This window comes from Rubripirellula lacrimiformis (assembly GCF_007741535.1).
Lineage (GTDB): Bacteria > Planctomycetota > Planctomycetia > Pirellulales > Pirellulaceae > Rubripirellula > Rubripirellula lacrimiformis.
In genome coordinates this window covers 4680613-4692794 of the sequence record NZ_CP036525.1, presented here as the reverse complement: position 1 = coordinate 4692794, position 12182 = coordinate 4680613, and the positions used below count along the sequence as shown (strand labels likewise).

Sequence of the window (12182 nt, the reverse complement as noted above, 5' to 3'; positions counted from 1 at the left end):
TGTGAAAGTCAGGACGCCATCCGTTGGGTCCGTCGATCTTGGTGAGGTTGATTGATTGGATGCCCGAGTCGTGAATTCCTTCACGGGCAAATGAAGAAATTTATGCCGCTTTCATGAGTTCCTCCTCCGGCATCGCTTCGGTTCCTTCCCAAAGCTCGTCTTGAAATCCAAATCGCATTTTCAATTCCAGATAGCCGCAATAGAGCGTCGGCACGATGAATGAAGTGAATGGTTCGGCTAGCATTCCTCCGAACACTGGAATCGCCATCGCTCGGGCAACGTCAGCCCCACGGCCCGTCGCGATCAACACCGGAATTAACGCGGCAAGCGTCGTCACGGTCGTCATCATGCAAGGTCGAATACGTTTCAGGCCGGCTTCGTAAACCACATTGCGAATGTCTTCGACCGATTCGATTTTGCGTTTCTTGAGAAGTTGATGGATGTAGGTCGCCATCACGACGCCATCGTCGACCGCCAGACCGAACAGGGCGATGAAGCCAACCCACACCGCCGTGTTGAGTTCCACGCCCATCGTTGCGACGGCGATCATGCCGCCGGCAAATGCGACCGGGATACCGGAGAACACGGCCAACGAAATCGAGAAGTTGCGGAACTCCATGTAGAGCAACATCAGATTGATGCAGATGACCAGCGGAATGATCCACATTAATCGCCGGTTTGCCTCGATCTGGTTTCGGAAACTTCCAACGGCTTCAAGGGAGTAGCCAGCTGGCAATGACAGGCGATTGGGATCCGATGGTGGAAGAGATTGCGCTTTGCGGAGTTGTTCTTCGATCGCAGCGACCGATTCCAAGTCGCCTTTGCTACCATTGGCCATGAAAGAAACGTGAGCGACCAGTCGCCCGTTTTCACTGTTAATCGCACCTGGCCCCCAGGTCGTTTCCAGCTTTGCGAGTTCTTGCAGCGGCACAACAGCACCTGAGTGCGTGACGACTGGCAAACGTTTCAGCCCGTCGATCTGTTCGCGAAGGTCACGGTTGTATCGAAGCCGCACGGGATAACGCTCTCGGCCTTCGACCGTCTTGATCAGATTCATTCCGCCGAGTGCCGTCTCGATGACCTGGTTCACCATCGACGAACTCATTCCGTAGCGTGACGCTGCCTCACGATCGACAGTGAACTCGACGTAGGGCTTGCCGAGCACAATGTCGGGATTGACCGTGCCGGCATTGATCAGTGGTGACTTCTTTAACTCGGCGGCGACGTCCATTGCGGCGTCGGCGAGCGTGTCCAGCTTGTCGCCGTAAACACGGATGGCCATCGGTGCCTTGATACCGGACTGCAACATCACGACACGACCTTCGATCGGCTGCAGCGCCGAGGCCGGCGTGACGCCCGGCAACGTCGCGACGCGGTTGATCTCATCCCACACATCGCGTGCAGTGACGCCCTCTCGCCACTGGCTTTCAGGTTTCAGCATCACATACGTTTCGACCATCGCTGCGGGCGCGGGATCGAGCGCCGATTCCACGCGGCCTATCTTGCCGAGCACATCTTTGACTTCGGGAATCTGGCCGATCAGCACGTCCTGGGTTTGTAAGACCTGCATCGCTTGCGAGAAGCTCGCCGCCGGGTACAGCGTCGGCATGTAGAACCAACTTCCCTCGTCCAAGGCGATCCAGTCGTCACTTTGCAAACCCGTGAAGACGTGCTTGGCGTCGACGTAGCCGGGGAAATCATTCAGCTCGGCACCAAATAGGTTCGCGAACTTCTCGATCGGACGCATCACTGTCGGCATTCCGATGTAGGCTCCTACACCGATGAACAGCAGCACTAGCGGAAACGAGAGTGCGAATGCTTTGTGATTGAGCGCATGTCGCAGTCGCGCCGCGTAAATCCAGCGAACGAAGCGGCTCGACGGAATTTCTTCGATGGGTCGAATTCGTTCTCGCATCAACTGCCAACCGCCAATGAAGCCGATCATGGCTGCGACTGCGGTCACAATCCAAGTATCCAGGCCAAAGCGTTCTGCCAGTCGCGATCCCCAAAGGAAATGTGATACGGCACCTAGCAATCCGGAGAGCGACAACGCAGAAACCAACGCGGTTGATTTGCGACGTACATTGCTTCGCAGCATCAATCGACATAAAGCCGGCACGATCGTGACGGCAGCGATCATTGCTGCAGCAATCGCAAATGTCTTGGTATAAGCCAGCGGCGAAAATAGCTTGTAATCGCGACCGGTCAAAAAGAAGACCGGCAGAAAGCTGACGATGGTTGTCGCCACGGCAGTTACGACGGCTGGTGCGACTTCGACCGTTGCTTCGTAGACAACTTCCGCACGAGGTTGCTTGATTCTCGCCTCTGCGCTTCCTGATTCCCAATCAGAAAGGTGTTGGTAAATGTTCTCCGAAACGATGATTGCCATGTCGACCATCGTGCCGATCGCGATCGCGATGCCGGCGAGCGACATGATGTTCGCACCGACGCCGACTACCCGCATCGCGATGAACGACATCAGTACGGCGGCAGGCAAACAAATTGCGACGACAAAACTGCTGCGAATGTGCAGTAAGAACAACAGGATGATGATCGCCGTGATGATGATTTCATCACGCAACGCATGCGTCAGCGTCGCCATCGTCTCGTCAATCAGTCCGCTGCGATCATAGACGCCATGGATGGTTACGCCTTGCAGCGATGGCGTAATCGCGGCGATCTTTTCTTTCACTCGGTCGATCACGACGCGTGGGTTCTCGCCGTATCGCATTACGACTACGCCGCCAACGGCTTCGGCTCCGTTGTAATCCAACGCACCGCGGCGAAAGTCAGGACCAATCTGCACAGCGGCAATGTCACGGACGCGAACGGGAACGCCGTCACGCTGCATTATGACGGTGTCCTCGATGTCCTCGACCGCCTTGTCCTTGTCACCACCCGAGCCGAGGAAGCCCTTACTGCGGACGATAAACTCCATGCCAGTCGTTTCGACGGTTTTCGCTCCGACGTCAACGTTCGATCCTTTGATCGCCATCGCCAATTTGTCCAGCGACACGTTATGGAATCGCAGCTTGTCGGGATCCACTTCGATCTGATACTGGCGAACGTAACCGCCGATCGAAGCAACCTCGCTAACGCCCTCGACGGCTTGCAACTCATACTTCACGACGAAGTCTTGCATGCTGCGAAGTTCCGCTAGACCCATGCCTTCATTAGGTGGCTGCAATGTGTAGTAGTAGACCTGCCCTAGGCCCGTCGCGTCTGGCCCAAGTTGTGGCACAACGCCGTCGGGCAACTGAGACGCCGCACTGCCGAGTTGCTCGGAAACTCGGCTTCGTGCCCAATAGAAGTCGATCTCGTCTTTGAACGTGACCTGCACAAAGCTGTAACCGAACATGCTCTTGCCGCGCACCGATTCGGCACCCGGCACAGCCAGTAACGAAACGCTGAGCGGATACGTCACTTGGTCTTCGATGTCCTTCGGCGAGCGACCCGGCCAAGGCGTCAGCACGATGACTTGGTTCTCGCCAATGTTGGGAATCGCGTCGATTGGGATCGACTTGAAACTTACCCAGCCGGCAACGCTCAAGCCGATCGTCAGCAGTACGACCAGCCAAGGTTCTTTGACGCAAAAGCGAATGATTAGATTTAACATGGTTCGTTTCCTTACTGCACGGTGCGAGCGATCGAGGGAACTTCGCCAACCGGCATCGCCATGTCACGGACGACTTCTCCGCACGTCAGCATCTCGCTGCCCCAATACGGGTTCTGCAAATCGCCGCCGGGCTGCATCCAATCGCCACCGCCGCCAGGAACCATCGGGCAGTAATAGTGCGTCAACTTCACAGCCGTCTTCGGCCCGCGAGCCACCGTGGCCGCTCGCAACATCGCATGGCTAACGCCGCGATAGGCTTCGCGAGCCGTTTCCAATGAACCATCCATGCGTGACGCCGCGCGGCGAGCGATCGCGAACTTACGTTGGGCATCGTCGGGGACGCCGGCCGACATTTCCAGCTCGCGGAGTCCTGCGATTAGAGTGTTCAAGGCGACGGGCGGAGGCGTTTGGTCGGCCGCCATCGCACATTGAATCTCGAAGTAGGCGTCGTAGGTGCGATCAAGCGTTTTGCCAGCGTCGGCCGCCAACATAACGGGGTTCGTTTTGGGAAGCTCAAGCGGTCCCGGTGAATAGCTCGGTGCCTTCGTCGGGTCCATCAACGATGGGTTGCCGGCGAGTTGCATTTGTGAGTCGATCAAGAAGTTGCCTCCAGTGGCAACCGTCTCGCCAGCCGAAAGCCCTTCGACGATCACGGCTTCTTTGCGATTCATCGGGCCAACCGTGACTCGGCGAATCTCAAAACGTCCCGGTTCAGTTTCGACATAGATCACACTGTTTTCGCCGGCCAACAGCACGGCGTCGCGAGGAACGGTGACGACCTGCTGCATCGGCAACGGCTCCGCCGCGAATCCAAGCTGCGATGTCGGCACCAAATCCATATCGCAAAGCGGGCACTTGCCCGGCTGGTCGCGGATGACTTGCGGGTGCATCGGGCTGATGAACTTGTTCGCAAGTGCCGGATCGTAAACTTGGTCCATGGGTATCGCGGGAACGGTGACGCGAGCGGTCGCGTAGTCGCCTGGTCGCAGCTTGCCGTCGAAATTCATGATCTCAACACGTACACGAACCGTTCGAGTCGTTGCATTGACCGTAGGATCAATGAACGCAACGCGGCCGGTAAACACTTCGCCCGGCATCGACTGAATTTCCGCTTCAACTTGTTGGCCGAATCGAACCGCCGATGCGTCGTCGGGAAACAGGTCAAGCATCAACCAAACACTGCTCAGGTCGGCGACTCGATAGAGCTTGTGTCCTGTTTTGACATAGTCGCCTTCGACCGCCGACTTCTCGATTACCGTTCCACTCTGCGGTGACTTGATGCGGATTCGCGACATTGGTTTTCCGGACTGCCCCAGCTGGTCGATCTGACCCTGCGTCATGCCAAGCTCAGCCAAATTCTCGCGTGCCATCTTGTTCAGATCGCCGCCAGAGATTTGAAAGCGTCCGATTTTGCCGTCGCTGTTCATGCTCATGATGAACTCGGTTTGGGCGGTATAGAGCTGGGGGCTGTAGATCAACGCCAGATCGTCGCCTTCGTTAACCTTCACGCCGGCGTAGTTGGCGTACATCTTTTCCAAACGGCCGTCGATGTACGCACTGATGGTCGACAGTTGGCTTTCATCGAAGTCGATCGAGCCGATGGTGCGGATGGTTCGATTGACTTCACCCATCGTGGACATGGCGGTTTGAATGCCAACGAGTCGACGGGCCGAGGCTTCAATCGTGACCGAGATGCCGTCGCCGCCTCCGCCGCCGGTCGCTTCGACCAATTCCATCGCACAAACCGGGCAACGACCCGGTTCCGTTGATGGCGGCGTACACATCATCGGACAGATGTATCGCTTGTCTTCGCCACCGCCAGCTTCCGCCACGGCTTCGCCTTTGCTGCCCGAAAATCCGTCAGCGGTCAACCACTTCGTTCGCTGTGCGATACCGAGTAGGAAAAACACGAGGCCGGCGACGGTGACGATAGTTGCGGCTTGCACGCCTGTGCGCATGAGCCACTTCATTCCGCCACCACTTTGTGGAACGCTCGGTTGAGCTTCAACTGGCGGTATTGTTGCTTCCGTCGCAGTCTCGACTGGCTCGCTATCGGTCGGCGCATCCGCATCCACGTTGCTGACTTGGTCGTCAACGTCGGCTTCATCGGGCTTGATTGGTTCGTCCTGATTCATGACAGTTCTCACAGCGTTTTCCGGCACGCGATTGTGGATCCATCCACGAACGTCAGCTCAAGAGTTGACTGGCCGATGAAGCGACGGGGGGATCGCATCATCGACCAGTCATCGCCTCCAGGCTGTGACCGGTTCATTGTTTCGGGTGACGCGAATCAAATCGCGTAGGGATTGCATCTGGAAAGACTCCACTGGGAATGAGCGTGCAGCACCATTCACGTGAAAGCCAACTTGAAACCGAAGAGCTACGAGCGCGCAGCTCTCCTATCGAGACGACGCTAGATGCGCCAGATGCAAAGAAACCGCTGAGAGAAATGCGGTGAGTGATCGCCAAGCGGCAATCGTGAAACCAGTTGATCTGGACGAATCGAAAGCCCAGCGTCTGAGGCGACGTGATCCAAGTACGCGATCACGACTAATTCACGAACTTGCGGAACAGGAACGCGATGAGGTGCTGGTGCAATCGGTTCCGAGCGAATTCCACACATACACGATGACAATGCAACCCGGTCTTGAACCAAGTCCTCGTCGTCGGGTTTCGGTGGCTCAGGAACGACATCGGAGATTTCACCGAACAGGTCGTCATGCTTTGATTGCTCGCGTTTGTTCGTGCAGCAACTGCCGGCGTCTTCTTCGTTGCCGCTACAGCAGCCGCACAGAGCGCCGTCCGTTTTCACTTCACAGCATTTGCAAGCGTGGCATACCGTTTTGGCCTCGCAGCACTGACCTTGAGCACATGTTCCCTGCGCAGCCACCAGCGTCATCGGCTGAATCACTATTGCAGCGATCAGACAAAGATTAACGGCGGTGCGAATTAGGGGGGAGTTACTCACTGTGACCTTCCGAAAAGGATACCCATACACGGTATATGAACTGTATCGGAAATTTGGCCGAAGAGTTCAATAGGAATTAGCCGGTTAGGCAAACTTTAACAGCTCAAGTATAGCTCATTAGGACCTGAACGCCATGGATCGGCATTCTTCGAGACCCGGAAGAACCCAAGCGAAGCGCCTGCTGCTAGCAGCATTGGTTGCCGCGTCGGTGTCCGGTTGTGCCTCCGAGCGTGGTGTTCAGGTAGCAAAAGTCACCGCTCCGGTCGCCGCTTCCACCTCGTCTTCGGTCGCGACCAGTGACTTCGATTGGCAGCAAGTCCTTAGCGAGCCGGAAACAGCCGTCGTTCAGCCCGTTGTCTACAACGACGGGGTAGTGATCGCATCGCCCGCCGTCTTCGCTCAACCACCCCAGGAAGACAGCAAACGAAGCTTCGGAGACTTTCTGCAACTCGATCCGCCTAAGAAAGAAGATGGGGAGAAGGGGAGTCAGGGAGGTGGGGAGAAGGGTGATGAACCGGACTTGAAAGATGACCGTGACGACACGAAAGACAAGAAGACCGTTAACGACAAATCGGAAACTGACAAGAAAGAATCGGAAGACGACAGCTCCCAGACTCCCCTTCTCCCAGACTCCCAATCTTCTTCCGGCCAGCCCGTCGAGTATTTCGTAGGCACTGCCCTCGCACGTCACCCCAAAATCCTTGCCGCCAGGCAACGTGTCGCTGCGGCAACAAACGTCATCCCGCAAGCCAACGCCTTGCCCGACCCGACATTCAACAACACCTTCTGGCCTTTGCACGACAACGCCATTCAAACCGCGGCCGGCCGAGTCGCCAATCAGATGTCGGTCAACCAGATGGTACCGTTTCCTGACAAGCTGAAAACCAAAGCGGTGATCGCCAGCCGTGAAGTGCAAATCGCTCAAACCGAAGTCGAAGCGATTGCTCGCGAGATTACCGAGTCCGTTCGTCTCGCCTACTACGAAGTCTGGTTCGCGACCCGAGCGATCGACATCATCGAGGAAACCAAAGGCCTCGTCGCTGACCTGACGGATGTTGCCGAGGCGCGTTACCGCAGCGGCGGTTCTCAACAAGACGTGCTGCGAGCACAACTCGAAACCGATCGACTCGATGAGCAACTCATCACGCTTGCAAGACAAAAGCTGGTTGCCCAAGCCGACCTCGCTACTTTGCTACAGCAACCCGTCGGGATTCTTCCCGAAGCGACGGATGAACTGAGTATCACTGACACGCCACAGCAAATCGAAGAATTGATCGCGTTGGCCGAGCAGTGCAACCCGAAGCTACGCGGCCTCGCATGGGAAATCCAACGCGATCGCGACAAGGAACGCTTGGCCTGCTTGCAGCAGTACCCAGACTTCAGTGTCGGATTGAATTGGGGATTGGTCAGCGACAACCATGATGTCCTTAGCCCAGTGGCCAACGGAAACGATCAACTCAGTGTCAGTTTCGGCACAACATTGCCAATCTGGCGAGAGAAGATCAACGCCGGAGTCCGCGAAGCAGCTCACCGTCGCAGCAGCACGACTCGACGCCTAGAAGCCGAACGCGACGAACTATACGGCAAGATTCGCCGCCTGATTGTTCAAGCCGACGCCCTGGTCGAGCAACGCAACATCTACGAAGAACGGATCATTCCGCGAACAGAAGACACGCTCAAACTCTCGATCGCCGACTACCGTGGCAAACGCACAGACTTTTTCACGCTGATCGAAACCTACCGCGAACTGTTGATGTTCGAGACCCAACTCGCCCGTATCGACGCTACGCTAGCCGGCACGATCGCTCAATTGGATCGAACGGTCGGCTGCCCCAATTGAATTGGGCGTGGGGCAATACATACGTCACTCTCCATTCTCTTCGATCAGCCTACGCAATTCCCGCCGCGCCCGGTTCAATCGCGAACCGACCGTGCCTTCGGGGATGCCGAGTGTGGCGGCGATCTCTTGATATGATAGACCGCTCTCTTCTTTGAGCGTGAAGATTGCCCGCAATTCCGGATCGAGTTGATCGAGGACAGTTCGTACCATCGCGGCTCGTTCGTCTTGCTCGACGTGGTCAGTTTGCCGAACAGTCGGCTCGACCACCAGTTCTTTTGTCCGCCGTTGTTTCTCGCGGCGCAGATGCTGCAATGCCTCGTTGGTGGCCAGTCGATACAACCACGTTTCAAACTTCGATTCGCCGCTGAACTGATCGAGCTTCGTGAACGCTCGGACGAAAGTTTGCTGCGTTAAGTCGTCGGCGTCCTGTTGACCGACCATCCGCACCATTAAGCGAAAGACACGATCCGCAGTGGCCTCGTAAATCTGGCGGAGCGCAGCGCGATCGCCGCCGGCACCGGCCTTGACCGTTGCGTCGTCGATTGGCTCTCTGTCATTACACTCACTGCGGTGCTCCATTTGTCAGATTGTACCGATACCCAAGGGGGGTACTAGCGGCCTTTGCGTTCGGCGTGCCATGGCGATTACCGACCAATGCGGTCGCGCATCACACAGGCCATCGCGACTTCGCGTTGGAATTTGCGATTTCTCCCGGCATTCGGATACCTCGGCACCGTATTTGCAAATTCGTTTGGGCACTCGAATCACAAACAGCGCAAGGAAAACAGTATGTCCAACTACCGACTTTTTGGAGCGATGATCGCCACTTCGACCGCAGTCATGCTGTTGTTGATGTATCTGAACACCTACGCGATCGACCACGTCTACTGGAGCGAGACTCGCTTCTACATGGCACTCGTCATGGGAGCGACGATGGCGATGATTATGTTGTCGTTCATGCTCGGCATGTATAAGAATACGAAGACCAACGTGGCCATTTTCGCTACCAGTGTCGCCGTTTTTGCTGGGTCGCTGTACCTCGTACGCAGCCAGGAGACCGTTGAAGATGTCTCGTGGATGAAAGCCATGATTCCACACCACTCGATCGCGATCCTTACCAGTGAACGAGCCGAGATCACCGACCCTCGAGTGCGTGAACTGGCCGGCCAAATCATCGAAACGCAAAAGAAGGAAATTGCGGAGATGAAACGACTGATTGCGGACCTGGAAGACGAAGAAACGAATGCATTGGCATTGAAACATTGACTCGCGAATGACCTCTATTGTTTGTAAGCCAATAGTCGCAATGCGTTGAAGACGACGACGAGCGTACTGCCTTCGTGCAATGCAACTGCGGGGCCAATGTTGAGACCGAGGATCGTGGCGGGGACGAGGAACGCGACCATGCCGAGACTCATCCAGAGGTTTTGACGAATGATGCGGCGTGTGGCGCGGCTGAGTCCGATCGCCAGCGGCAAGTGGTCGAGGTTGTCGGCCATCAGTGCGACGTCGGCGGTTTCGAGGGCGACATCGCTGCCGGCGGCTCCCATCGCGATGCCGACGGAGGCGGATGCCATGGCGGGTGCGTCGTTGACTCCGTCGCCAACCATTGCGACGCCGCCTTCGCTTTGCAGCTTCTTAATTTCGTTGACCTTGTCGTCAGGCATCAAGTCGCCGCGGGCTTCATCGAGGCCGACTTCTTTCGCGACCGCATCAGCGACCTTCTGATTGTCGCCGGAAATCATAATCATTCGTTCGATGCCGAGTTCGCGAAGCCGCGAAATCGTTCGTTTGGCAGCCTCACGCGGTGTGTCCATCAAACCGATGACGCCGAGGTAACGATCGCCGCGCCGGACGATCATCGTTGTGCGTCCATTCTCTTCTAGCGATTCGACAATCTCTCGAACGCTATCTGGCAGCGGTGGTCCATCGACTTCGACGAACAAGTCGTCTTTGCCAATATGGACGATGTCTCCTTCGACCGTCGCTTCAATGCCGCGCCCGGTGATGCTCTGCAAATCAGTAGCATCCGGAATCGTAAGACCGTCATCCAGTCTTTTTGATCCGTCGCGGACCACGGCTTTGGCAAGCGGATGTTTGCTGAGGTCTTCTACTGCGATCGCGGTTCGTAGCAGTTCAGTCTCATCGACACCGTCAGCCGTGCGAACGTCGGTGACTTTGGGTTCGCCCTCGGTGAGCGTTCCGGTTTTGTCAAACGCGATTGCGTCGAGACTGCCGAGGCTTTCTAGTGGTCCGCCACCTTTGACGAGGATACCGCCGCGTGCCGCTCGGGCGACGCCGCTGAGCACCGCACTGGGCGTTGCGATCGCCAACGCACATGGGCTGGCGGCGACTAGAACCGCCATCGCTCGGTAGAACGATTCGCTGAAGGTTTCGTCGATGACGAGCGGTGCGAACATCAACAGTACGACACCGGCAATGACTGACGGGACAAAGTATCGCTCGAACTTCTTGGTGAACTTCTGCGTTGGCGACACCCGCGTTTCTGCTTCGCTGACCATCGTGACGACACGGGCCAGTGTGTTTTCGGATGCGAGCTTGGTGACTTGGATTTCAAGCGATCCCGATTGGTTGATCGTTCCGGCGAATGCACGATGCTCTGGCGGAAGCGACTCGGGATCGGATGCGGCAGCGGCAACGTCCGCGACAGGGCGTTTATCGACAGGAACGCTTTCGCCGGTGATCGGGGCTTGGTTGATGCTGGACTCACCGGCGGTCACGAAACCGTCTGCTGGGACTCGCTCGTCAGGTTTGATGATGACGATGTCGCCAACGACCAGCTCTTCGACGGGGATCTCTAATTCGTTGCCATCGCGTCGAACTCGTGCTGTTTTCGGAGCCAGTTCGGACAGTGCTTCGATGGCACGTTTGGCTCGCCCCATCGCGTAGCCTTCCAAGGCGTGGCCGATGCTGAACAGGAACAGCAGCAACGCACCTTCGGCCCACGCTCCCAGCGAAGCGGCACCGGCAGCAGCCACGATCATCAAGAAGTCGATCTCAAACTTGCCCGCTCGGATTTTCTCGATCGCTTCGATGACGGTGTAGTAGCCACCGAACAGGTAAGCGGCGATGTAGCACGCCAGCGGAATCCACTCGTTCAGTTCCGCGAAGGTTTCGATCAGCCAACCGACCAACAGGAAAACGCCGCAAAGGACCGCAAAGATCAGCTCCGACTTCGGTCCGAAGATGCCGCCGTGTGCATGGTCATGACCGGCATGGTCGTGATCGTCTTCGTGACCTTCGTCGTCGTGCCGATGACCTTCATGCTCGTCGTCTTCTTTCAGGTCAGACGATGACCAATCATCCAGTGCCCTTGCGATCGACGAAGCGTCGGTTGATTGACGATCGAATTCGACTCGAACGGCTCCGTCCGGGGAGACCACTGATTCGATGACACCGTCGATTCGAGCCAAACGCGATTCAATCGCGGATGCTCGGCCTGCGTGCATCGGCTCAACTCGCTTATGCCAATGCCCGTAGCGTTGGTCAAGCTCTGCCCCAGCTCGACGTACCAATTCGCGAACCTCGCCCGTCGAGACCACGCTCGGGTCGTAGTGAACGCAGATTTGCCCTGGGCTTTCGTCACTCGGCTTGATTGAATGTGCCGCGTCGATTCCAACTTTGCTTTGCAGCAACTCCGCCAGCCGCCTGATGCACGAATCGTCCGCATCTTTGACCGTCGGAAGAACCAGGTTGAGTTCAATCTTTTCTTTTCTCATAGTAGGTCGATCTCGCTT

7 protein-coding genes are annotated in these 12182 nt (G+C 56.7%); 2 read left to right on the top strand and 5 right to left on the bottom strand.

All coding sequences use genetic code 11. The annotated features are described in order from the left end of the window. Window positions 1–100: 100 nt before the first annotated feature. The 3 genes from K227x_RS16430 to K227x_RS30650 all read right to left on the bottom strand — a co-directional run bounded on the left by K227x_RS16430 (window position 101) and on the right by K227x_RS30650 (window position 6584). Window positions 101–3616 carry an efflux RND transporter permease subunit gene (locus tag K227x_RS16430; RefSeq protein WP_145171112.1) on the bottom strand — a complete coding sequence of 1172 codons (3516 nt, stop codon included), beginning with the start codon at window positions 3614–3616 and terminating at the stop codon, window positions 101–103. Window positions 3617–3627: 11 nt separating this feature from the next. After that, entirely contained in the window at window positions 3628–5751 is a 2124-nt protein-coding gene (locus tag K227x_RS16425; protein WP_145171110.1) for an efflux RND transporter periplasmic adaptor subunit, read from the bottom strand. Between the two features lie 278 nt (window positions 5752–6029). Next, window positions 6030–6584 carry a hypothetical protein gene (locus tag K227x_RS30650; protein ID WP_246145856.1) on the bottom strand — a complete coding sequence of 185 codons (555 nt, stop codon included), beginning with the start codon at window positions 6582–6584 and terminating at the stop codon, window positions 6030–6032. Window positions 6585–6717: 133 nt separating this feature from the next. Between K227x_RS30650 and K227x_RS16410 the strand changes: the two genes are divergently transcribed. Beyond that, entirely contained in the window at window positions 6718–8424 is a 1707-nt protein-coding gene (locus K227x_RS16410; RefSeq protein WP_145171108.1) for a TolC family protein, read from the top strand. A gap of 24 nt (window positions 8425–8448) precedes the next feature. On the opposite strand, the gene K227x_RS16405 is transcribed toward K227x_RS16410, so the two are convergent. After that, complete coding sequence (locus tag K227x_RS16405; RefSeq protein WP_145171106.1) at window positions 8449–9003, bottom strand: RNA polymerase sigma factor; 555 nt, start codon at window positions 9001–9003, stop codon at window positions 8449–8451. Between the two features lie 210 nt (window positions 9004–9213). Between K227x_RS16405 and K227x_RS16400 the strand changes: the two genes are divergently transcribed. Continuing rightward, window positions 9214–9690 (top strand): DUF305 domain-containing protein, encoded by a 477-nt coding sequence (locus K227x_RS16400; protein ID WP_145171104.1) that lies wholly within the window; start codon window positions 9214–9216, stop codon window positions 9688–9690. Between the two features lie 14 nt (window positions 9691–9704). On the opposite strand, the gene K227x_RS16395 is transcribed toward K227x_RS16400, so the two are convergent. Next, a complete protein-coding gene (locus K227x_RS16395) occupies window positions 9705–12164 on the bottom strand; it encodes a heavy metal translocating P-type ATPase (protein WP_145171102.1) in 2460 nt (819 codons plus the stop codon). Window positions 12165–12182: the final 18 nt, after the last annotated feature.